This window comes from Nocardia sp. NPDC050712, assembly GCF_040654295.1.
Lineage (GTDB): Bacteria > Actinomycetota > Actinomycetes > Mycobacteriales > Mycobacteriaceae > Nocardia.
Window position 1 is genome coordinate 2,071,686 of sequence record NZ_JBFAHT010000002.1, and the last position, 23,083, is coordinate 2,094,768.

At 66.8% G+C, this 23,083-nt stretch carries 19 protein-coding genes; 1 reads left to right on the forward strand and 18 read right to left on the reverse strand.

The annotated features are described in order from the left end of the window. Positions 1-404 precede the first annotated feature (404 nt). The 7 genes from AB0H76_RS20495 to AB0H76_RS20525 all read right to left on the reverse strand — a co-directional run bounded on the left by AB0H76_RS20495 (position 405) and on the right by AB0H76_RS20525 (position 9,339). Entirely contained in the window at positions 405-1,355 is a 951-nt protein-coding gene (locus AB0H76_RS20495; RefSeq protein ID WP_357325959.1) for a hypothetical protein, read from the reverse strand. A 166-nt stretch (positions 1,356-1,521) separates the two neighbouring features. Next, the gene (locus AB0H76_RS20500; protein WP_357325962.1) at positions 1,522-2,253 is read right to left on the reverse strand and encodes a hypothetical protein; all 732 of its coding nucleotides are present in this window, start codon (positions 2,251-2,253) and stop codon (positions 1,522-1,524) included. A 199-nt stretch (positions 2,254-2,452) separates the two neighbouring features. Next, a complete protein-coding gene (locus tag AB0H76_RS20505; RefSeq protein WP_357325964.1) occupies positions 2,453-4,090 on the reverse strand; it encodes a carboxylesterase family protein in 1,638 nt (545 codons plus the stop codon). Then, positions 4,087-5,718: a long-chain fatty acid--CoA ligase gene (locus tag AB0H76_RS20510; protein ID WP_357325967.1), complete on the reverse strand. Its 1,632-nt coding sequence runs from the start codon at positions 5,716-5,718 to the stop codon at positions 4,087-4,089. Before AB0H76_RS20510 ends, AB0H76_RS20505 begins: the two co-directional genes overlap by 4 nt. A gap of 46 nt (positions 5,719-5,764) precedes the next feature. Further along, on the reverse strand, positions 5,765-7,129 hold the full coding sequence (locus tag AB0H76_RS20515) for an MFS transporter (RefSeq protein WP_357325970.1): 1,365 nt from the start codon (positions 7,127-7,129) through the stop codon (positions 5,765-5,767). Between the two features lie 84 nt (positions 7,130-7,213). Then, the gene (locus tag AB0H76_RS20520) at positions 7,214-8,413 is read right to left on the reverse strand and encodes an acetyl-CoA C-acyltransferase (protein WP_357325973.1); all 1,200 of its coding nucleotides are present in this window, start codon (positions 8,411-8,413) and stop codon (positions 7,214-7,216) included. Next, complete coding sequence (locus AB0H76_RS20525; RefSeq protein WP_357325976.1) at positions 8,410-9,339, reverse strand: SDR family NAD(P)-dependent oxidoreductase; 930 nt, start codon at positions 9,337-9,339, stop codon at positions 8,410-8,412. The genes AB0H76_RS20520 and AB0H76_RS20525 overlap by 4 nt, the downstream gene beginning before the upstream one ends. A 156-nt stretch (positions 9,340-9,495) precedes the next feature. Between AB0H76_RS20525 and AB0H76_RS20530 the strand changes: the two genes are divergently transcribed. Next, a complete protein-coding gene (locus tag AB0H76_RS20530) occupies positions 9,496-10,176 on the forward strand; it encodes a TetR/AcrR family transcriptional regulator (protein WP_357325979.1) in 681 nt (226 codons plus the stop codon). A gap of 190 nt (positions 10,177-10,366) precedes the next feature. Here AB0H76_RS20530 and AB0H76_RS20535 read toward each other — a convergent pair whose 3' ends face one another. The 11 genes from AB0H76_RS20535 to AB0H76_RS20585 all read right to left on the reverse strand — a co-directional run bounded on the left by AB0H76_RS20535 (position 10,367) and on the right by AB0H76_RS20585 (position 23,071). Then, a complete protein-coding gene (locus tag AB0H76_RS20535) occupies positions 10,367-11,068 on the reverse strand; it encodes an alpha/beta fold hydrolase (protein ID WP_357325982.1) in 702 nt (233 codons plus the stop codon). A 76-nt stretch (positions 11,069-11,144) separates the two neighbouring features. After that, the gene (locus AB0H76_RS20540) at positions 11,145-11,774 is read right to left on the reverse strand and encodes a TetR/AcrR family transcriptional regulator (protein WP_357325985.1); all 630 of its coding nucleotides are present in this window, start codon (positions 11,772-11,774) and stop codon (positions 11,145-11,147) included. Next, the gene (locus tag AB0H76_RS20545) at positions 11,758-12,627 is read right to left on the reverse strand and encodes an alpha/beta hydrolase (protein ID WP_357325988.1); all 870 of its coding nucleotides are present in this window, start codon (positions 12,625-12,627) and stop codon (positions 11,758-11,760) included. The genes AB0H76_RS20540 and AB0H76_RS20545 overlap by 17 nt, the downstream gene beginning before the upstream one ends. Positions 12,628-12,635: 8 nt before the next feature. Further along, positions 12,636-13,871 carry an acyltransferase gene (locus tag AB0H76_RS20550; RefSeq protein ID WP_357325990.1) on the reverse strand — a complete coding sequence of 412 codons (1,236 nt, stop codon included), beginning with the start codon at positions 13,869-13,871 and terminating at the stop codon, positions 12,636-12,638. Between the two features lie 2 nt (positions 13,872-13,873). Continuing rightward, a complete protein-coding gene (locus AB0H76_RS20555) occupies positions 13,874-14,803 on the reverse strand; it encodes an SGNH/GDSL hydrolase family protein (RefSeq protein WP_357325993.1) in 930 nt (309 codons plus the stop codon). An 11-nt stretch (positions 14,804-14,814) separates the two neighbouring features. Further along, positions 14,815-15,174, reverse strand: a complete 360-nt coding sequence (locus AB0H76_RS20560) for a hypothetical protein (RefSeq protein WP_357325996.1) — start codon at positions 15,172-15,174, stop codon at positions 14,815-14,817. Between the two features lies 1 nt (position 15,175). Continuing rightward, entirely contained in the window at positions 15,176-16,276 is a 1,101-nt protein-coding gene (locus AB0H76_RS20565) for a DUF3419 family protein (protein WP_357325999.1), read from the reverse strand. Then, on the reverse strand, positions 16,273-17,847 hold the full coding sequence (locus AB0H76_RS20570; RefSeq protein ID WP_357326002.1) for a DHA2 family efflux MFS transporter permease subunit: 1,575 nt from the start codon (positions 17,845-17,847) through the stop codon (positions 16,273-16,275). Before AB0H76_RS20570 ends, AB0H76_RS20565 begins: the two co-directional genes overlap by 4 nt. Further along, entirely contained in the window at positions 17,844-19,313 is a 1,470-nt protein-coding gene (locus tag AB0H76_RS20575) for an FAD/NAD(P)-binding protein (RefSeq protein WP_357326004.1), read from the reverse strand. Before AB0H76_RS20575 ends, AB0H76_RS20570 begins: the two co-directional genes overlap by 4 nt. Then, the gene (locus tag AB0H76_RS20580; protein ID WP_357326007.1) at positions 19,310-20,410 is read right to left on the reverse strand and encodes an acyl-CoA dehydrogenase family protein; all 1,101 of its coding nucleotides are present in this window, start codon (positions 20,408-20,410) and stop codon (positions 19,310-19,312) included. The genes AB0H76_RS20575 and AB0H76_RS20580 overlap by 4 nt, the downstream gene beginning before the upstream one ends. Before the next feature lie 42 nt (positions 20,411-20,452). Further along, on the reverse strand, positions 20,453-23,071 hold the full coding sequence (locus tag AB0H76_RS20585) for an aminotransferase class III-fold pyridoxal phosphate-dependent enzyme (RefSeq protein WP_357326010.1): 2,619 nt from the start codon (positions 23,069-23,071) through the stop codon (positions 20,453-20,455). Positions 23,072-23,083: the final 12 nt, after the last annotated feature.

A 23,083-nucleotide genomic window follows, 5' to 3' on the forward strand; every position in this document is an offset into this window, starting at 1 on the left:
TAGTCGCGACGCCCAACGGGCGCGAGGCCGAGAGAATGCCCGAGACAGGCCTCAGCTGCTCAATGCGCCTGCCGCCGAATACAGTTGGCGGACATAGGCATCCGAGTGATTGCAGGAAACGATCGCCCTGCTCCAGCCGCGATAGGTGGCCAGATCACCGCCCGAGGCGCACAGGTAGCGGGCCGCGGCCAGCCCCCGGCCCCGGGAGCCTGCGAGGTCGCGACGCGCTCGCTCCCCGCCGGGCCCCGGTGAGGGCGACTATCGCCACCGCGGGCATCAGCACCCCCTACCGATGGCCGCGGCGTAACGGCCTCGCGCGGCTGATCGGCCGATGCCGCTGTCGCTCACTGTTGCAGCCCCTGGTCTCCTGGGGGCAGTTCGACTGTTCATTCCGTGCTCCGTGGCTATCTGCAGGCGCGGGTGGTCGTCGGCACGGGCGGCTTCTTGGTCGTCGCGACTGCCGTAGCACGTTGGGGCACAGCGGTTTTCGACGCAGAGGTAGTCGGGGCGGCCGGGGTGCTCGTCGATGGCGTCGCGCAACCGGCCGCAGGCGCCGCCGAGGGTGCCTTCGCCACCGTCGTGGCCGTGGGCGGTGTGATGATCACGGTGACTGTGGACGGTGGCAGCGAGCTCGTCTCAGCCGGGACGACCACGGTGCCCGGGGAAGAGGTGGGATCAAGCGCGGCGGTGCCGGTCTGCTGTGGCGGATAAGGCGGCAGCGAGATGCCGGCTTGGAGGGAAACACTCGGCCCGGCGGGGGCGGTGGTCTCGGGCAGGGCGGTCGATGCGGTCTCTGCCGGGATGAAGGTGTCGGTCGTCGAGGGCTCGGCATTCGGGTCGACCGGCGCGGTGTCGGTGATCGTGGTGGACTCGATCGACTCGTAGGGGACCTCGTAGGGGTTCTGCTCCTCAACCGGTAGGGACAGGTCGCTAGGAACCGAGCCGGGATCAGACGGCAGCGGTTCGACAGTCTGCCCGGCACTACCCAGCAGGGGATCGAAGATGTCGCCGATACTGTATGTACTCGTCGGCTCCGGCAACGACTCGGCGTCATCGGTATGGCCGGACAGCGCCGCTGCGACACAGATTCCGCACACCGCGACCGTCGCGACCGCCGAGACCACGGCGTAGGGCAGATGACGGCGGGCATCGCCGCGGTGGGCGTAGTCGCTGATCCTGGCCTGCCACCGGCGCAGCACCGGCATCGACTCCTGGTCCTCGTCGGGCTCCTGGTCGTCGTCGGGGTCTGCCAACTCGGAAGGCGCCGCCTCGTCATCGAAAACACCTGCGGGGATGTCGATGACCGCGGTTTCCTCGAGATCGTCGCGGTCGGTGGCGTAGTGGTGGTGGCCCAAGGTACTGCTTCCTATCAGTGACAGACCCGCCCGATAGTCCCCGCCACTACCGGAGGGGGCTCGCGTCGTGAGCGCGTCCACGAATCGAGACTTCCCGCATAGTTCACGGGCCCCACCCGGTCGCCGAGCTCCAGGCTGCTCGGGACTCGGCGACCGGGTGGCGGGGTTACTTCGCTGCCGGTGCCGGTGCCGGTGCCGGTGCCGGTGCCGGCTGGTTGAGGGTGGCGACGTATTGGATGACCGCGCCGATGGCGACCGGCGCGGTGACCAGGATCTGACCGAGCAGGGTGCCTACCGCGCCCACGGCGATGATGCCGCCGATGCAGCCGATGGCCGCCGCCGGAAGGAAAGCACCGAACAGACCGACGATGGTCGCCGCGGCTACCGTCGCGCCCGCGATCCCACCCAGGACACACCCCAGCGCGCTGCCACCGAGGCCACCCATGAGGGTGCCGAGGGTGGCTCCCATGCTGATGGTGCTGGTCAGCCGAGACCAGGCCGCCTGTTCGCGGTCGAATTCGGTCTTCCAGGGCGCCTTGTCCTCATAGGGCAGAGCGACCGGCTTGTACACCGCCCGATCCACCGACAATTGGGGGGTGAGGGTGGCCTCATGCCCGGAGATCTCGGCGGCGATGGGGAATTCGAACTCATCGATACGCAAGTTCAGCGGGGTTCCGGCGACCACGATCCCGTCGGCGGATTTGATCTTGAGCGCGTTGTCCTCGACGACCAGCGACCCGGAATCGATCGAGATGATCGACTGGGTGTCGGTGGCGTGCGCCGAGAACCCGATAGCCGCCGGAGCGGCGGCGGGTGGCTGTGCGGGACTGGTTCCCGCGGTGACGGCCACCGCTGTGGTCGCGAGCGCCGTGGCCACGGCGAATTTGGTGATCTTCATAGTGTGAATCCGTTCGATCGTTGAGGAGATATCGATGCCGCACGGTGCCGGCGGCGGGTCTGCCCCGCCGGCAGTCCGGGGCGGTAGGCGGTGAGCGCGCCGAGGGACCGTGTTGCGGTCCGGCGGCGAGACCACGGCGATTGGCGACTAGATGCACTGTCGCGCTGCACTGTTGGGGTTCGCCTCGCGCTGGCGGGACCTAGAACGATCCAGGTTTTGCGGTCGCGTTCTGGTTGTCGGCATCGAGCACGATGCTGCGCGGCCACTGATCCCACTGGTCGCCCAGACCGGTGTGCTGCGGGTTGCCGCTACGGACGAAAGCACCGATGCTGTTGATCATCATGTCCGACAATTTCAAGCGTCCGGGCTGGTTGGCGCGACTGAACGCGAAGGTATAGAGGCCTTTGTCGAAGGTGCGGAACACGAACGGCAGATCCATCGCGTGCACCGCGCCGTAGACGGTGTCGAAGGGGGCCGGTTCCTGATTCCACTCGAACTCGTAGTAGTACAAGTTCTTGTTGCCGGCGGCCTGCATCGAGTTCATCGAGTCGGCGGTGATACTGGTGAAAATGGCATCGGCCAACTGCTTTGCCGCGTCGTTCCATTTGCCGGGCGCGTCGACCGGAAGGAACTTGTCGTTGAGGAAGTCCCTCTCGGTCAGCCGGGTCGGCTTGTTGGGATCGAAGAAATACTGCGCGGTGAAGCGGTTGTAGTCGTTGGGGCGATAGGCCCCGACCAGCGACCCGAACAACTTGCCCTCTTCGGCGGTGTTACCGGCCAGCACCGGCACCCCGGCCAACCTGCCCGAGGCGATCTCGGCGTGATAGTCGGCCGGCAGCACGGTGCCATCGGCGATCACCGCGGGCGGGTCACCGACCACCGCGCCACGGCGCACCTCGGCCCGGATGAGATCTTGGGCAGAGGCCGCACGCAGTTTGCCCGCCGCCTCGGCCGGATCGGAGACCGCGCCGATCGCGTCGGTGGAGAACTGCTCGGCGTAGGTCCGCGCCTTGGCCGGAGTTGCGAACACCAGACCACCGCTGAGCGGAATCGCTTTGTCCACCAAGCCCTTTGCTTTCGGCGAGACCAGCAGCGCCCACACGTTGACCGCGCCCGCGGACTCCCCCATCACCGCGACGTTGCCCTCGTCACCACCGAAGACGGCGGCGTTCTGATTGACAAAGCGCAAGGCCTCGAGCTGATCGAGGGTTCCGAAGTTGCCCGAGTCGTTGACCGGGTCACCGGTTTTGAGTCCGGGCAGATCCAGCCACCCGAACACACCGAGCCGGTAGTTGATCGTGACCACCACCGAATTGGTCTTCTGCGCCAGCGCCCGAGCGTCATACATCGGATCCGCCGAGTAGCCGACGACATTGCTGCCACCATGGATGAAAACGATGACCGGCAGATCGGTTTGATCGTTGGCGGGGCGAGTGACGTTGAGGGTCAGGCAATCCTCGGCGCCCACAGGTTGTCCGAGTCCGTCACGGATATCGAGCCCGTAGTGCGGGCCGCTGGGCGCGGGGCTGAACATGCGGCCTTGCTGGATGCAGCCGTTGCCGTACTTGTCGGCCGCGCGAGTATCGGTCCATGGCTTGTGGGTGACCGGGGCTTTCCAGCGCAGCTCCCCGACTGGCGCCTCGGCATACGGGATGCCCAGCCAGGAATAGGTTCCCCCGGCTCGGCTCTGATCGATTCCCTTCACGACACCGAGGTCGGTGGTCCGCAGCAACGGCGAGCCCTGCGCCTCCGGCGCCCCGGCAGCAAGAGCTTGGGTGAAGGTCGCGGCGAGCGCGATACCCGAGCCGAGGGCGAGGATGCGGTTCTTGATAGTCATGGGTGGCCAATCTCGGCGAGGGCTGGTGCGACGGCGGGGTCGTTGAAGTGTTGGCGCAGAACGAGTTTGGCAACCTTGCCGGTCGCGGTCTTGGGGATCTGCGAGAGGATCACGATTTGCTCGGGGATCCACCAGCGCGCGATCAGACCCGTCAGATGCGAGCGGATCGACTCCGGGGTGACCGCGCTGCCCTCGACGGGAACCACACAGGCCAAAGGTCGTTCACCCCAGGTGTCGTGCGCGGTGGCGATCACCGCGGCTTCGGAGACCTCCGGAGAACTCATGATCGCGTTCTCGAGTTCGACCGAGGAGATCCATTCCCCGCCGGACTTGATGAGGTCCTTGGTGCGGTCGACGATGCGGAGGTGCCCGCGGACGTCGATGGTGGCGACGTCGCCGGTGCGCAACCAGCCGTCCTCGGTGAAAGCGGCCGAGCCGTCGGTGCTTCCGTAGTAGCCGCCGGCGACGGTGGGCCCGGACACCTGTAGTTCCCCGGAGTCGACGCCGTCGTGCCGGGCGAAGGTGCCGTCCTCGTGCTGCAGCCGCAGCGCCGTCAGGGGCACCGGCGGTCCGGGCCGGGCCAGGATCTGGATCTGGTCGTCGATATCGAGGCCGGTCTGGTCGCTGCCCACGCGCGCGCTGCACACCAGCGGGCTGGTCTCGGTCATCCCCCAGGAACTGGTCAAAGGCACCCCGACCTGCTCGTGGTATCGGCGCGACAAGTCCACCGGAAGCGCACTGCCGCCGCTGACCAGCCGACGCAGGGCGGGCAGCTCGCGATTCTGCAAGAGGGGCAGCACGCTGCGCCAGATCGTGGTGACCGCGGCAGCGAAGCTGACCCGGGCCGTAGCGATCGTGTAGGCGAGCTGGGCGGGTGCCGTCGCCGCGCCCGGCAGTGCCAGGCTCGCCCCGGCCATCATCGCCGCATACGGCAGACCCCAGGCGTTGACGTGGAACATCGGCACGATCGGCATGACCACATCGGATTCGCTGATCGCGAAGGTGTCGCTCATCAGCAGGGTCATCGCGTGCAGCACGATCGAGCGATGGTCGTAGAGCACGCCTTTGGGGCGTCCGGTGGTTCCGGAGGTGTAGCACAGCGCGGCGGCGTCGCGTTCGTCGGCGACCTCGAAGCCATCGACCGGCACCGCGGCGGCGATCAGCTCCTCGTAGTCGTGGACGCGGAAATCCTGCGGGATCGCCATCCCTACGCCGTCGTCCATGACCACGACGTGGCGGACGGTCTCGAAGCGATCGATCAGCGGCCACACCACCTCGAGAATCGAGCGGTCGACGAACAGGACCTCATCGGCGGCGTCGTTGACGATATAGACGATGTCCTCGGCGAAGAGCCGATGGTTGATGGTGTGCAGGATTCGGTTGCTGCAGGGCACCGCCATGTAGAGCTCGAGGTGGCGCTGGCTGTTCCATCCGAAACTGCCCACCCGAGCGCCGCGTGGAATCTCGAGGTGATCGAGTGCTGCGGCGAGGCGGGCGATCCGCTGCGCGATCTCGCCATAGCTCGCGGTGGTGTGAAAACCGTTGTGCTGGGTGGAAACGGTTTTGTGGCTGAATCGTCCCCGCAGGCCGTCCATCAACAGTGGCAGGCTCAGGGGTCTGTCTTGCATCAATCCATGCATAGGGTGAAGTCCTTGCGGCAGAGCGGTTTCGGTCTCAGAGACTGGTGGTCGGCGCGGGTGCAGCCGCGGTGACCGGGGCCGGGACCGGGGTGGCGGCATCTTCTCGTTTGATGGCGTAGGCCAGCACCGGGGTCAGCGCGATGCCGAGCACCGAGGCGGCGATGACGACGTAGAAGCCGGCCGAGGGGTTGTCGGTCGCGGCTTCGGCCAGTCCGAACAGGTAGGGGCCGACGAAGCCGCCGATCAGGCCGATGGTGTTGATGAAGGCCAGACTGGCCGCGGCCATCAGCCCCGACATCCGCGCCATGGCGATCGACCAGAACAGCGGCAGGGTTCCGAAGACGAAGATCATCGAGATCGCGATCAGGATGATGCGCACCGTCGCGTTCGAGGACAGCATGAAGGCGATCGAGGTGGCCAGGGTGGCGGCGGCGAGGATGCCAACCGCGCTGGCCTCGCGCTTGTACCAGGTGAACAGGCGCGGAACCAGCAGCACACCGATCGTGGCGCCGATGCCCGCGCTGCCGGAGACCAGACCGATCAGAAACGACCCGCTGACATCGAGATCTTCGACGATGGCCGGGATGTTGAACACGATGCCGACGTTGGTGACCTGGTTGAGGAAGTAGATGAGCGCGACCACGATGACGAAGGGACGCCCGAAGGCCTCGCCGAGGTTTCCGCGCAACTTGGTGTGGGTTTCGTGGCGATTGCCGACGGCACGGGAGGTGAGGATGGCGGCTTCTTCGGCCGAGAGCCAGCGCGCGTCACCGGGCACCTGAGGGAGTTTGAACCAGACCAGGACACCGACGAGAACGGTGACGATGCCCTCGATGAGGAACATCCACTGCCAGCCGTGCAGGCCCAGACCATTGTCGAGTTCCATCAACGCCCCGCCCATCGGGCCGCCCACGACCAGGGCGATGGTGGGCGCGAGGTAGATGAAACCGACGACGGTGGCGCGGTAGTGCTGGGCGAACCACACCGTGACCATGTACATCAGCGCCGGATACAGGCCCGCTTCGGCGGCGCCGAGCAGAAACCTCATGAGGTAGAACGAGTACTCGCCCTGGACAAACATCATCAACGCCGACAGCGTGCCCCAGGTGACCGCGATCCGGGCGATCCATTTGCGCGGTCCGACCCGGTACATGACCAGATTGCTGGGGATTTCGAGGAAGGCGTAACTGATGAAGAAGATGCCGGCGCCGAGACCGAACGCGGCGACGCTGAGGCCGACGTCGGCCTTCAGCGCGGTTTTGGCCAGGGCGACGTTGGTGCGGTCGATATAGGCCATGAAGTAGACCGCGCACATCACCGGCAACAGCCGCAGCACGGCCTTGCGGGTCGCGCGCTGGTGCAGTTCATCTGCGGTAGCGAGCACAGAATCGATGCTCATGAGATTTTCCTTAGGGTTGTTGCAATAGCTCGTCGCCGGATCCACCGGCGCGATGGGGGTCTTGCGGAGGGCCGCGGAGGCCGATCAGTGCACTTCGAACAAGCCGGCGGCTCCCATACCGCCACCGATGCACATCGTGACGACGACATAGCGGGAACGGCGTCGTCGTCCTTCCAACAGGGCATGGCCGACCATCCGGGCTCCGGACATGCCATAGGGGTGACCGATGGAGATCGCTCCGCCGTTGACGTTGACCTTGTCCGGGTCCAGGCCCAGCCGGTCGCGGCAGTACAACGCCTGGGAGGCGAAAGCCTCGTTGAGCTCCCACAAGTCGATGTCCTCGACCGAAAGACCGTGCTGGGACAGCAGTTTCGGGATCGCGAAGACCGGGCCGATGCCCATCTCCTCCGGTGCGCAGCCCGCGACCGCCAGCCCGCGGTAGGCGCCCAGCGGGGTGAGCCCGCGGCGGGAAGCCACCCCGGCCTCCATCAGCACCACCGCGGCGGCGCCGTCGGAGAGCTGGGAGGCGTTTCCGGCCGTGATCGACGAGCGCGTCGAGGCCTTCCCGTTGGGCAGGACCGCCCGCAGCCCGGCCAGATCCGCGGCAGTGGTCCAGGGCCGTGCGCCTTCGTCGGCGCTGAGCACGAAATCGACGGCATGTGATTGCCCCGCACCGAGGTCGCTCACCAGGCGGGTGCCGGTGAACGCGGCGATCTCTTCGGCGAACAGACCCCGCGCGCACGCGGCGGCGTTGCGTCGCTGAGACAGCAGCGCGAACTCGTCCTGGGACTCGCGACTGACGCCGTAGCGTTCGGCGACGATCTCGGCGGTTTCGAGCATAGGCATGTAAGTGGCGGGCAGCTTGTGGGTCAGCCACTCGTCGGTTACCCGGTAGCTGTTCTTGTGCTCGTTCTGAACCAGCGAGATCGACTCGACGCCGCCCCCGACGGTGATGTTCATACCGTCGACGACGATCTGCTTGGCCGCGGCGGCGACCGCCATCAACCCCGACGAACATTGCCGGTCGATGGTCATCGCCGGCACTGTGACCGGCAGGCCCGCGCGCAGCGCGGCCTGGCGCGCAACGTTCAGCCCTGTCGAGCCTTCCTGCATGGCGCAACCGAGCACGACATCCTCGATCTCCGCGCCCTCCAAACCGGCCTTGGCCAGCGCCGCGGTGAGGGCGTGCGCGCCCAGGTGCGGGCCGGTGGTGTCGTTGAACGATCCGCGATAGGCCTTGCCGATCGGGGTGCGCGCGGTGGCGACGATGACCGCTTCCCTCATCGCGTGACCTCCGCGCGCAGGGTGGCGCTGTTGGCGATAGCGACGTAGCGACCGGTTTGACCGAACGCGGTTTCGGTGACAACCGAGGCGCTCATGTCGCTGATCTCGTCCCAGCGTTCGGCGATCACCTCCGCACTGCGGGCCTGCTCGGGCAGGTACACCCCGACCGACTCGCGCATTCGGGCCACGGCGAACACACCCGCTCCGGCCGCGAGGATGGTTTTGGTCGGAGCGGCCTGCGACACCAGAAACAGCGCACCGGGCGTGATCGATTCCGGAGTCAGCGCCTCGAGCGCCGCCTCGTCGATCAGGTCTTCGGTCATGCGAGTGGCCGCGGTCGGCGCGAGTGCGTTGACCCGGATTCCCTTGCGCTCGCCCTCGATCGCGAGCACGTTCATCAACCCGACCACGCCGGATTTGGCGGCGCCGTAGCCGGCCTGGCCGAAGTTGCCGTAGATGCCCGAGGCCGAGGTCGTCATGAGGATGCGGCCGTAGCCCTGCTCGGCCATGTACGGCCACACCGCCTGGCTACAGTGCACCGACCCCATCAGATGCACGTCGAGGACCTTTCGGAAGTCCTCGAGGCCGGCTTTGGCGAAGGATTTGTCGCGCAGGATGCCGGCGTTGTTGATCAAGATGTCGACCCGACCCCAGCGCGCGGCCGCTTGGCTCACCATGTCCTCGACCTCGCCGGGGGAAGTGACGTCGGCGCGATGCGCGAACGCCCGCCCGCCGTTGCCCTCGATCTCGGCGACCACACGTGCGGCCGCGTCGGCATCGCAGGTGGCCGCACCCGCGACCGACCCGCCCATGTCGTTGACGACAACATTCGCGCCGCGCTCGGCCAGCGCCAAAGCATGCGCGCGACCGAGGCCACCACCGGCCCCGGTCACGATGGCCACTTTGCCTGAAAAGTCGATACTCACGAGGGATAAAAGCCTTTCACCAGGGATACTACTGAGTATTATCGTAACGAGGGTCACAATAGCTGTCAATCACGCCGTAACACGAGGGAGTTCGGACCCCCGTCACTCCGACAGCAGCCAGCGCACCGGGGTGTCGCGAGCAGCGGCGGTGCGATGATGGTTCTAGAGCGAGCTGAGGGAAGTGAGAGAGCTGTGAGCGTGAGCGCCGAACTGGCACCCGATGTCAAAGCGCGGATACTGGACGCGGCGTCGGACGCCTTCATGACGCGGGGATTCTCCAACACCACCATCGACGACATCGCCGACCAGGTAGGCGCCACCAAAGGCCTGATCTACTACCACTTCCGGTCGAAGTTCGACATCTTCCTGGCGGTGTACGAAGCCGGGATGAGCCGGGTGCGCGCGCGGGTCGAACCACATGCCCGCGGCTCGGGCAACGGCCGCCAGCGTTTGGTGGCGATGTCGATTGCCCATGTCGAGAATTTGATGATCGATCTCGGGTATCACCAGGTGGTCCACCAGGGGGTGCGCGACCAGGCATCGACGGCCTTGAAGGTCCGTCAGCGCGACGCGCTGGTGGCCCTCAACGGGCTTCGGCGCGACTACGAGGGCCTGTTCAATCGCGTCATCACCGAGGGCATCGCCGACGGCTCGCTACGGCAGGTCGACGACGCGCTGGCCACTCGGACCCTGCTGAGCAACCTCAACGCCGTCGATGTGTGGTACCGCAAGATCGAGGGCCAGACCGAACAAGAAATCCACGAGCTGGCCGGCCGGGTGGTCGACATCGTGATCGGCGGTATCAGTGCCCATCCCGCCCCCGATCCGTCCCGCTGAACTCCGATGCCAGCATGCCGGACCGTTCACCGGGTCGGGGTGCAACCGGGTCGCCGCGCGTGCCAGCGGAGCCTGTCGAGAGAAGACGGTGGTGACGTCGAGCGGCCGCGGTGGAGTGGTCGGGGTGCTGGTCATGGCCGCGATCTTTGCCGAATGGCTCTGACAACGACGGGCCGCATGTCGTCGGTGATCACGAAGATCGGGCCGTAAGAGGCGTACTCGGCGGTGGGGTGGAGGTCCGGCCCCCGAACTTCGCCGGCGCCGTTGGCCGGCCAGGCCGATGTCGGAGGAAAGTGGTTATCCGAGTGTGGATTTCGGGATAGACCGGTTCGTGGAGGATGTCGTGGCCGGCGTCGGGGAATTCGTGCAGTTCGGTGATGTCGGAGCGAGCGGACCAGTGCCGGATCGGGACGATGGGAGCGATGCGGTCCTCGGCGCCGTGCAGCAGCAGGGTGGGGACGGCAGGGGGCGGGAGTCGCATGATCAGGTCGCGGGACGGGGTTCCGGTGAGGACGAGGCGGCGGACGTGCCGGGCATCGGAACCGGCGGCGTGCAGCGCGAGCAGGGCGACGCCGGCGCCGAGGGAATGGCCGGCCAGCATCAGCGGGGCGTCGGGGCGGGCGGCGCGGGCGACAGCCAAGAACAGTTCGGCGTTGCCGACCAGCACCGAAATCGGTGCGAGGGTGTGTGGATCACCCTCGCTGAGGCCGTGGCCCGGGTGATCCAGGCCCCACACTTCGATGTTGTGCCGGTTCATGGCCCGGCCGAAGCGGTGGTAGTCGACCGTGGATTGGCCGATGCCGTGCAGGAAAACCAGAACGGCATCGGGAATCTTTTCACGAGTACGCCAAATTCGGTAGTGCATGCGGCCGCCCGCGCCGTCGAAAAACATGATGAATCCTCTCAGCGGCGGAATTGCATAGTCGGAATGTCTGGAGAGGGCGGCCCATTCCGGCTTTCGCCGATGGCTACCCGGGATGCGCCGTGGCGTCGCGGGAGTCGAAGACTCCGGACAGGATCACCATCAGCGCCTGCGCGGCTCGGTCGCGAGCCGGGATCGGGTCGGGAGCGCTCGCGACGATCATGCCCGCTTCGGTGACCGCGCAGAGCAGGAGTTGAGCCAGGACGGGGACATCGACGTCGGCTAGGCGCCCGGCTGCGCGGGCCGCCTCGAGATGCGGGACGAACAGGCCTAAGCCGTGCCGGATCTCGAACTCCCGCCACGCCTGCCGGCCGAGTACCGCAGGTCCGTCACTCAGAGCGATACGCACCATTTCCGGCCGTTGGCATATTTCGAGGAAGGTGGTGAGAGCGATCTCGATTGCGGCAATCGGTTCGCCCGAAGGTGGTGCGGCCGCGGTGGCCGCCGCTATTTCCGCGCTGTTCTCCCGTTCCAATTGCTCGAGTATCACGATGAATAATCCGCGCTTGTCGCCGTACTGGTATTGCAGTGCACCGCGCGTCACCCCGGCGGCGGCGACGATCATGTCGGCAGACACGGCGGCGTACCCGTGCTCGACGAACAACTGCCGAGCGGCGGACTCCAGGGCGAGTCTTGTAGCGAGGGAACGTTTTTCGTGGCTAGTGCGGTTGCTCATGCGAACGAGTGAACTCCAAGATCATTCTGGTGAGCAACTCGGGCTGATCTTCGGGGCTTGCGGTGTAGGAGTCATCGATCCACTGCAGGGCGGCGTTGGGCAGCTCCGCGGCGAGCCGTTCGGCCAGCCGCCGCGGGAACAGTTTGTCTTCGCGCGCCCAGGCGAGCAGTACCGGCACGTCGATTTTCGCGAATCGGGTGGCCGCGTCGAGAGTGTATTCGCGGTGCGCGGTCTTGAGGAAGCGCCGCAGGTCACCGCGGATGGCCGCGGAATTACGGCTGGGCAGCAGGTAGCTGTCGACGATCTCGTAGGGAACCTGGTGCTTGGCCACCCACCCGAGCGCTATCGGCAGCGGATGCAGCGCGCGGATACGCAGCAGTTCGGTCAGCGGCCGGATCGACCCGGGCATCCGCGCCAGCGGCGGTAGCACGTTGAACGGCGGCGGCAGGAACCGCTCGTAGCAGTCGACCGACGCGAGCACGACCCGGCCGACGCGGGCGGTGCCGCGGCTGAGCATGATTTGCGCGATCGCGCCGCCGGTGTCGTTGGCGACCAGGGTGACATCCTCGAGATCGAGCCGCGCCAGGAACTCCGCCATCATGTCGGCGAGCCCGGTCGGGGTCAGATCGGCGTCGGGGACCGGTATCGCGTGCGCGCCGAGCGGCCAGTCCGGGGTGAGGCAGCGATAGCCGGCCGCCGCGATGTCGGGCACCATCTTGCGCCAGAGGTTGGCGTTGACCAGCAGTCCGTGCACGAACACCACGGGCGAGCCGGTTCCGTTCTCGTAGTAGCGAATGCGCCCACCGGCCAGGTCGATCTCGTGGGGTGGGCCCAGCGATGCACTGAGAGCCATGGTTTCTCCTAGGAAGGTGGTGCCGGTGTACGCCGGCCGGCGAATCTGCGCATCAGCGGCTCGTCGAGACAGTGAAAGATCAAGGCCCCCAGCGCTATCGACGCCACCAGACTCAGCGCGGCGAAACCCATCCAACCGAAGAAGCCGAATTGATGTCCGCCGATGAACCATCGGGTGATCAAGACCATCACGGGGAACTGGACCAAATAGAAGGCGTAGGAGATTTTACCGAACCACACCATTGTGCCCCTGGACGTCACGCCGTGGATCCCCGCCTGATCCCGCGCCGCGAGCGTCGCCACCACCGCCAGCATAGGACCGGCCAGCAGCGCGGACATCTTGTAGTTCACCGGAACCACCCAGGTCGCCAGGTAGGCGAGCGCCAGCGCGGCCAACGGCCAGCGGATGTTCGTCAGCCGCCAGCGGCCCTCCAGGACCAGCCGCCCGCCCAGCACACCGAGAAAGAACTCCGGCAGCCGCGACAGCGGGAAGTAGTAGCTGAGCCAATAGGATTGCGGCACCGGGATATCCGCCTGCCGGAACCAGGCTTGCGAGGCGTGCAACTCGTAGTACGGCGAGTCGTCGCCCGGCACCAGCCGTGGGGCGAAGGCGTTGCCGATGCCCTTGGGGCCGGGCGTCCACAGGTAGTAGGCGGTGTGCAGCAGCAGAATGAACACCAGCAGCCCGCCCAGCCACCACCACAACCGGGGCCCGCCGATCCGCAGCACCAGCGGTAGCAGCAGCGGAAAGCTGACGTAGAACAGCATTTCCGAGGCCAGCGACCAGGCCGGCACGTTCAGCCCACCGACCATCGTCCACTTCGGCACCCAGGTGTGTACCAGCAACAGGTTCGGCGCCCACACCACCGCGCGATGCAACGGCACCGAGGCAGCCAGGATGAATATCGCGGCTGCCGCCAGATGCGTCGGATAGATCTTCAGCACTCGCCGCCAGTAGAAGCGCGGCACCGAGCTGCCCGGAGTGAAGGACCAGTAGATGATGAAGCCGGACAGGATGAAGAAGAACGACACGCCGGCCGCGCCCAGCTGCATCGGAGCCAGCGCGTGCAGCTGCCGGAACAGCTCGGATTTCTGGAACGGATACACCGGCAGGAAGACCAGCGCGTGCAGGAGGAACACCGCGAACGCCGCCCACCAGCGCGCGCCGGTCAGCGACGGCAGCGCCGGGCGTTTGGTGCCGGGCTCCGGTCGCGCCGACCGCGTAGCGACGATCTCGGCGGCCATGATCAGCCCGCGATCATCCGCTGCAACCCGGCGGCCACCGCGGCGTCACCGCGCGCCGTGGGGTGTATCGGAGTGCCCATGACATCGCTTGCGGGGTCCAGGATTCCGGCCAGCCACGGCTCGGGCGTGCACATGCCGTGGCCGGCGGTGACGGCCCGGGAATCGAAGAATTCGATGCCGAGCTGCTGGGCGGCCGCCCGCTGCACGGTGTCGACTCGGTTCCACAGTTCGATCGCGGACTCGGCGCGGTTCTGCACAATCTGCCCCACGCCGAGCACATTGACGCACCAGGTACTCGAACCGGGAGCGTTCATCTCCGGGTAGCCGACGAAGATGATGCGCGCGTTGGGCGCGTAATACCGAACGTAGTCCACGACGGGTTTCACGCGCCGGGTGTATTCGGCGGTATCGATGCCCCGATAGTCGGTGGCCCGGCCCTCGGCGGCGGCTTCGGGACCGCAACCGCGGATCACGTCGAGCACACAGTTGAGCAGGGTTTGGCGCAGCTTCACCTCGTTGCTGCCCCAGGAGTCGTTGAGGCCGGTTTGGATCAGCACCGCCTTGGTGCGCGGCCCGAACGCGCCCTGCGCGTCGGCGCCGCGCGCCTCGTGCACAAGTGTGTATCCGGGCCCGCTCACCAGCGTCGCGCCGCGGCAGGAGACGTCTACGAGATCGTCGCCTGCCCGCAGGCCCATGCCGTGTGCGAGCTGGGTCGGCCACGAGGTGGGGCCGTGCGAGCAGTCGGACTTGGCACCGGGTGCGGTGTTCTCCAGCGCGGCGGCGATATCACCGTTGGCGGTGAAGGAATCACCGAGCACCACAACGGATTTACCCTCGGCGGGCGCGGCCGTGGCGACGGGCAGGGGCGCGGACAGCAGGGCCGCGGCCAGAGTGGCGGCGCCCAGGGTGGCGGAACGGGTCGAAATGGGCATGATCATCCTTGTCAGTAACCAGGCCGCGGCTCGAAGCCCGGTTCGGGCAACGAGGGGGGCTCGTTCTGGGGCTGTTGTGTCTGCGGCTTCTGCGGCTGCGTCGGCGGCTTCTGTGGCTGCGGCACGGTGGGCTGGACCTGCGGCACAGTGGGCTGGACCTGCGGTGCGGGGGGCTCGGCGGGCGCGGGCGGCGGCTCCGAAGTTGCTCTGGCAGAAGGGGTTTCCGACGGTGCCGCGGCGGTGGTCGGGGTGCTGCTGGTGGTACTCGCCGGGCTGCCGGCTTCGTCGCTGCCACAGCCGGCGGTACCAGCCACCACGGCCGCCACCACGGCGATGAACACCGCGCGGACGGAAATCCTGGACTGTCTCATCTCAGCTCCTGCCGACGGTGAAGATCTCGAACTGGTACACGAAGGCGTAGTCGTCGAAGTACAGCTGCTCGCACAGCTCGTCCTCGCGACGCAGCAATTCGAGCAGCTCCGGCGCGGGGGTGTGCCGAGACAGGAAGTTGCGGTAGCAGATTCGCGCTCCGGGCCGCGCGACCCGGATCACCTCTTTCATCAGCGTGGCGAACTGTTCGCGGTCGATGCAGCTGGTCACATCCGAGAGCGAGAACTTGTCCACCGACTCGTCCGGCAGGGCGCGCAATCTGTCCATCAGATCCGCGCACACCACGTTCACCTCGGTGCCGGCGGCGCGAATGGCGGCGACATTGTCGCGAAGCAGATAGTGCGGCAGCACATCCCGGCGCGGATAGCGGCCGTGGAACATGAACGACACCCAGTCGTTCTCCCCCGCGAGGTGATTCATGAAGGTGTGGTCGAGTCGCTCCAGAACATAGTCACCGCAAGACTTCTCGTCGGTGACGACGTTGTAGGAGTCGTCGTTGAGCACCGCTTTCAAGGTGCGCTCGGTGAAACCCTGGCGAATCATGGTGCGCCACAGCACACCGTCGACCCGGTCGCGGTAGATCCGGCGCTGTTCCTCGAGATCGGTCGCCCCGAACAGATCCCGCATCGCCCGCCCGTACAGCACCCGCATGGCCGGGGCGACCAGCCGCACGTACAACTGCTCGTGCCGGCCGGCCTGCAGCACACCGCGCACGATCGCCTTGCGGTACTTCGTGAAGTAGGCCACCGCGCCCGCGGACAGGTGCGGGGTCAGTTCCTGGAACAGCCGCCAGCGGTGCGCGGATTCGTCCACCCCCAAGAATTCCAGCAGGGTGTCGTAGGAGAAGTGCCGGATCGCGGCCAGTTTCAGTTCGAGCAGGTACGTCTGTCCGGGCGAGCTGTCGATCGAGGTGACCGAGCGTGGGTTGTTCACCACCAGGCTCAGGGCCCGGCAGCCGCTGCCGGTCACTGCGAGCACGTCGTCGTTCTCGGTGATCTCCAGGGCCCGCATCTCGGAGCGGGAGTCCTCGTCGCAGGTGCTGTAGAGCAGCCAGCGGTCGGTGGCCTTTTCTGCGGTTGTCACAGTGTTTCCATCCTCAGATCGGTTTCGGACTCTTCGGCAGGCACCGACGGCGGCGGTGCGGACGGCAGCAGGACGATGGCCACGACGGCGGCGGCGGCACACACGCCCGCCACGACCAGGCAGGAGATCTGGAATCCGTGCACGAACGCGGCCTGCACGGCACCGCGGAGCGATTCGGCCGGCCCGGGCTGCCCACCCGCGAACAACGCGGCCACCTGTTGCAGTGCCGTGCCGAGCGAATCCCGGGCCGATTGGAGCGCGGCGACGGGCACACCGGTGACGCTGCCGTCCGGCAGCTCCCCGGTGTAGAGCGAGTGGTGCACGCTGCCCACCACCGCGATGCCCAGCGCGCCGCCGAGCAGCCGGGTCGCGTCGTTCATGGCCGAACCGATGCCCGCCTTGGCCGCGGGCACCACACCCATGATCGATTCGGTGGCCGGGATGGCGACCGCGCCGATGCCGAGCCCGATCACCACCATCTGTGCCGCGATGATCGAATACTCGGTGCGCCCATCGTCGAAGGCGAACCAGGCGTAGGCGATTCCCATCAGGATCAGGCCCGCTGTCACCACCGCACGGGTGCCGAGCTTGACGACCAGTTTGCCGCCGAGCACCGATCCGATGATGATCGCCACCGCGACCGGGATCAGGCGCACGCCCGCGCCCAGCGGCGTATAGGACTTCAGGAACTGGAAATACTGCGTCACCAGGAAGGTGAAGCCGTTCAGCGTGAAGAACGTGATGGTGATGATGGCGCAGGCCGCGGAGAACCGCAGGTTGCCGAACAACCGCACATCCAGCATGGGCTCGCGAGCCGACAATTCGCGCCAGACCAAGCCGGCCAGCAGCAGAACGGCGACGGCGAAGCCGAGCAGGGTCCGCCCGGAGAGCCAACCCTGTTCCGGCGCTTCGATAATCGAGTAGACGAGCACGCCGAGCCCGGCGGTGGACAGCGCCAGGCCCGGGAAGTCGAGCCGGCGCCCACGCGGATCCTTGGAATCGGGCACCAGCAGCGCGACCAGGATCAGGCACACCACACCGACCGGCACGACGACCACGAATACGCTGCCCCACCAGAAGTGTTCCAGCAGCAGGCCGCCGACGATCGGCCCGAGCACCACGCCGATACCGGACACCGCGCCCCACACGCCGATAGCGGCCGCGCGTTCTTTGCGTTCGACGAACACGGTGGTCAGGATCGACAGCGTGGACGGATAGATCATCGCCGCGCCCAAGCCCATGACCGTGCGGGCCGCGACCAGCTGCTCGGTGCTGTCGCAGAGTGCGCCGGCCCCGGTCGCGGCAGTGAACACCACCAGACCTGCCAGCAGGATGCCGCGCCGGCCGAACCGATCACCGAGACTGCCGGCGACCAGCACCAGCGCCGCGAAGGTGAGCGCGTAGGCGTCGACGATCCACTGCAATCCACTTGTGCTCGAACCTAATTCGCGCACGAGGCTGGGCAGTGCCAGGTTCACGATCATCGCGTCCATGTAGATCGCGATCACGCACAGGCACAGCACCGCGAGGATCGGCCCCTTGGCGCGGGCCGGTGTGGTGGTTGCTGTCATGACATTCGCACTCCCTCTTCGTTGTTCGCGTTCAGTGCGGCGGCGAGCAGCGCGGCTTGGAAGGACAGCGCGATGACATCGTTGGTGACCAGCACCGCCCCGCGGATCAGGTCGCCCAGGATGTGCAGTCCGGGGACAGGTGTGCCGGCGGCATCGAGCGGTTGAAAGGTGGCGACGTCGACGCGCACGCCCCCGAGGGGATGCGCGGTAAGCGATCCCATGTCGAGCAATCCGGCCAGCATCGGCTGGGTTCGCAATGCGGCGGCGTCGGTACCCGCGCCGGTGGCGTTTATCACGATATCGGCGAATTCCGTTGTGCCACCCAGGTTCACGGCGAAGCCGGCGCCGTCCCGCTGGACCCCGCTCAACCCGTCGCGCACCCGCAGCTGCCCCGAATCCATGGCTGCGATCAAGCGGTGCGCGGTCTCGGGCGGAATGGGTGCGCCGTGCACGAGCAGCGGGGTCAGCCACTCGGCGAAGAACTCCGCCCGATCCGGTTCGGCCAGCAGCTGCCAGGCGGGCAGCAGGACCGGGGAAGCCTCATTGAGGACCTGCTGCCAGCCGCGGGCGGTGCCGGATTCGACCTCGGCCAGGTCCCGGGCCAGCATGGCCCGGGTGGTCGGTCCGCCGCCACGCACCTCGGACCAGTCCGGCCGCTCGGCCGAGGCGGCTTCGATATCGGCCATCAGCGCACGTCCGAAGTCGTTGAGCTGCAATGTACCTCGGGCGGCGGCCGCGCCCATGCAGGCCTGCACGGCCGGGATGGGTGCGACGGTCTCCGGGCCACGCAGCCGGGGCAGGTGTCCGGACCGCGAAGCCAGCAGCACCGGACCGGCGTGTCCGCGCGCTGCCAGGGTCAGCGCGCTGTCGATAGCGGTGAGCCGGGTGCCGAGTACCGCGATCCGGGCGTCGGCCGGGAGCTCCGGCAGCCGCCACGGATCGGTGAAATAGCCCGGCGCGTCCACGATTCCGGGAAACGGGTCGGCCTGGGCCAGCATGCCCGTACAGACCATGACCCGATCGGCTTCGAACTGCTGTCCGCTCACGCACACGACCCGCCAGCGCGCCTCGGCGCCGGTGCTCACCTCGAGGACCTCGTCGGTGACGACATCGACCGAGACGCCGGCCGCGGTCGCCTCCTTGACCGCCTGGTCGAACATGTCCCGGACATAGCGACCGAACCAGAAACGGGCCGGGAACTCGGTGACGGATTCGCCCGCGGCCGACGCCTGTCCGGTGAGCCAGCGGTCGAACTCGTCCGGGTCAGCGAGGTTCAGGCTGCTTTTCGCGGCGCGGGTGTTGATCAGGTGGGTCGGCTCGGGAGTGCCGAACGGCAGCTGCGCGGCCGCCGGATCCCGGTCGATGACGACGTAGCGGGATCCGGGCGCCATGCCCGGCAGCAGCTGCCGGGCCAGGGCGGTACCAGTGGGTCCACGCCCGATCTGGACGACCGTGTTCCCGATCATGTGACGATCAATGGTTCGCCCGCCAGGAAGCGGTCCAGCGGTTCGGCGATGTTCATCCGCGACGGCGGATGGAAGGCCAGCGCGCGGCAGCCGGTGTACAGCCGCGCACTGTCGCCGGTCATGAAGGCGATGCCACCGAGCAGCTCGGTGGCCAGCGCGGAGGTGCGCTCGATGACCCGCTGCGTGGCGAAACGCAGATGCAGAGCGCGGGCCACCGTGGCCGGATCGTCGGCGCCGGCGCCGATTTCGGCCGCGACCGATTCGATGGCGGCCATCGCCGTGTCGAGGTCGCCGACCATCATCATGCGGTCGGCGGCGGTCCCGCGCCGGGCTTCGAGCACCCGCTCGACCAGGCCGCTGGCCATGCCGAGGTAGCAGGCCGAGACCAGCACGCTGAAGGTCAGCCAGGCCCCGCTGATCGCGGTGTTGAGGGTGTCGGTCGCGCCGAGGTATGAGACCGCGTCGTCGGTGATCTCGACATCTCGCAGCACGACCTCGTGGGTTTCCGAACCCGGGAAGACCGCGATGCCGTCCAGCGGGCGCACCTCGATACCGGGCGAGGCCGCCGGGATGACCGCCAGGGCCAGCTGATCCTCGTCCACGCCGTCGGGCCGCAGCAGCACACTGGCGGTGAGCAGGTCCATGGATTTGGACAGGCTGCACGGCTTCTTGCTGCCGCTGATCCGCCAGCCGCCCTCGATGCGCTCGCCGCGCAGTTTCGGGCTGATCACACTCGCGCCCGGAATCCCCTCGGCGAAGGCCGAAGCCAGGTACAGCTGGTTTTCGGCAACCAGCCCGAGCAGCATGTCGGCGGCCGGACCGGGCGGTATCGCGGCGACCGTGCAGGAGTGCATGTTCACGGCGATGGCCAGCGACGGCGACCAGGAACCGAGCATGCGGTGCACGCGGGCGGCCGCCGCGAGGTCGGCCCCGCAGCCGCCGCGCTGGGCGTCGATCAGTAGACCGGTGCCGCCGGCATCACGGAACAACGCCAGACCCGGGTTGTCGGCCGATTCGAGTTGCGCCAGGGATATATCGGCGATTTTGGATGCCAGCCCCGGCAGGAAACAGTCGATGGTTTCGCGTTCCCTTGTCATGAAATGCATGGTGTTCCTTCGTGAATCGAAAAGTGCGGGGTTTCAGACGACGAACATCTGATCGGCGAGCATTTCGTCGAGACTCTTCTCGAACGCGTGCGCCACCTGGTCCAGGTCCTCGACGGTGTGCGCGGCGCTGATCAGGAAGCTGTGCAGCTCCGGCAAATAGACCTGGTGTTTACGCATGTAGTAGGCCAGGGCGATGGTGGCCTTGAAGTTGCTGCCGGCCATGCGTTCCCGGTACAGGCCGGCCTCACGGTGGCTGAAATTGAGCGAGAAGATCGAGTTGCGGGCGTTGATGCGGCACGCCACGTCCCGCGATTCGGTGGCTTCCCGCAGCAAGGTCGCCAGCCGCTGGGTGTTCTCTTCCAGGGTGTCGTAGATCTGCTGGTTGTCGCGCAGGTGCCGCAGTGCGCCCAGCCCGGCCGCGCAGGTCAGCGAGTTGCCGCTGAGCGTGCCGCCGGCGAAAACCTTGTTCTCATAGTCGAAGAACGGATCCTGCGAGCTCTTGGCCATCTCGATGAGATGGTCCCGGCCCACCACGGCACCGCACGGCAGGCCGCCGCCGATCACCTTGCCCAGGCAGGTGAGATCCGGGTGGATATCGGCCAGCACCTGCACGCCGCCGTAGGCGACCCGGAACCCCGAGACCACCTCGTCGAAGATCAGCGGAATGCCGAGTTCGGTGCATTCTCTGCGCAATTCACGCAAGAAGTCGTGGTGCAGAGCCACCACCGACGTGGGCATCGGCTCGAGGATCACGCAGGCGAGATCCTGCGCGTGCGCACGCAGCCGCGCCAGGCCGGGGATATCGCCGTATTGCAGGACCAGCGTGTTGTCCACCGCACCGGGATCCACGCCCAGCGAGCCCGCCACCGGATCGGGCCGGTCCTTGTCGCCGGAGAACCGGAACCAGGAGCTCACCATGCCCTGATCGGAGAAGCCGTGATAGTGGCCCTCGAATTTGGCCACCATGTTCTTCCGCCGGTAACCGCGGCACATCCGGATCGCGAAGAGAATCGCTTCGGAGCCCGAATTGCACAGCAGTGCCTTATCCGCGGCCGGGAACGCGTCCACCAGGAGTTCGGCCAGTTCGACCTCGGCACGATTTCCGATGCCGTTGACCAGACCGCGCTCGGTGCCAGCGGCGATGGCGGCGTTGATCGCCGGATGCGAGTAACCGAGCAGGTGCGGGCCGTAGCCGCCGGACAGGTCGATGTAGTCGTTGCCGTCGTAGTCCGTGACCCGGCCGCCGGAAGCTTCGGCGACGAACACCGGGAATCCGCTCGGGAAGAAGTAGCGGTCGATATGGGTCGGCGCGACCAGTGAATTGCGAGCCCGGTCGCGCAGTTCCAGCGAGGCCGGCATCTGCCGCTCGAAGTCCACGGCGAAACGCTTCTCCACCTCGGCGTTCATATACGGCGAGTAGCGGTCGGTGAACTTGCGCGCATTCGCCCAGATGTCGATCTTCGGATCGATCTGGCTGGCGAACCCCTCACAGGACAGGAAGACCAGTTCCACCTTGGTGAAATTCGTCGTGTAGCGCGAATTGTATTTGCGCAGCACGGCACTCACGTCGTTGAAATAGGAGATGGTCGACCACTGGCTGGAACTGATATCGAAGTGGAACTTCAGCACCTCGGCCATCTCGGCGTCATAGGCAGCGCGTTCGCGTTCGATCTTCTCGTCTGCCACCACGAAATACCGGGTGAACCGGTCGATCGCGATATCCCATTCCTTACGGGTGCAGGCGTAGTAGAACGACGACAGCCCCCACTTCTCGTCCTCGGTCAGCTCCACCGTGACGCCGTAATCCAGCAGCACGAGCTTGCCGTCGGGGGTGAACAAGACATTGCCCGGATGCGGGTCGCCGTGGCAGAGGCCGTGCATGTACAGCATGGTGTAGATGACATCCTGCAACCGCCGCGCCAGTCCCCCGGCATCGAAATCGACAGTGCTGGAATCTTTTCCGGGAATCCCGTCCATGAATTCCATCACCAGCATGCGCGTGGTGACCAGCTCCGGAATCACCGACGGCACCAGAACATAGGGGTGGGATTGGAAGTTCTTCCCGATGCGTTCCTGCTGACGCGCCTCGTGGGTCATATCGGCCTGCGGGCGCAGCAGTCGCGCCACCTCCGAGAAACGATCGGGCAGCCCCAGTTCGCGCACCCGCGGGGTGGTGCGGTCGACCAGCTTCACCAAAGACCCGATAGCCGTGAGGCTCCGGTCGATTTCCTCGGGCACGGTGTCCTTTACCAGCTTCACCGCGACCTTGCGTCCGTCCGGCAGCTCACCGATATGCACCTGCGCCACCGAGGCGCTGGCGATCGGCGTGAGATCGAGTGCGGAGAAGGTCTTTTCGAGCGGGCCGCCCAACTCCCGCTCCAGCGCGGCGCGCGATTGGGCCGGCGACATATGCGGGGCCTGATCCTGCAGCACCCGCAGCGTATCCACCCACGACGGCGGCAGCAGATCCGATCGGGTGGCGGCGATCTGGCCCATCTTGATGTAGATGGGTCCCATCCGCAGCAGGAAAGCGAGGATGGCGTCGGCGCGCCGCTGTTCGGCGCTGACGTCCTTGCGGCGCAGCGCCGCCACCGAATATTCGGCCGCTCCCAGCGCGGTGCACGCGGTCGCCTTGGCGAGATGTCTGAACACTGAAGCTCACCT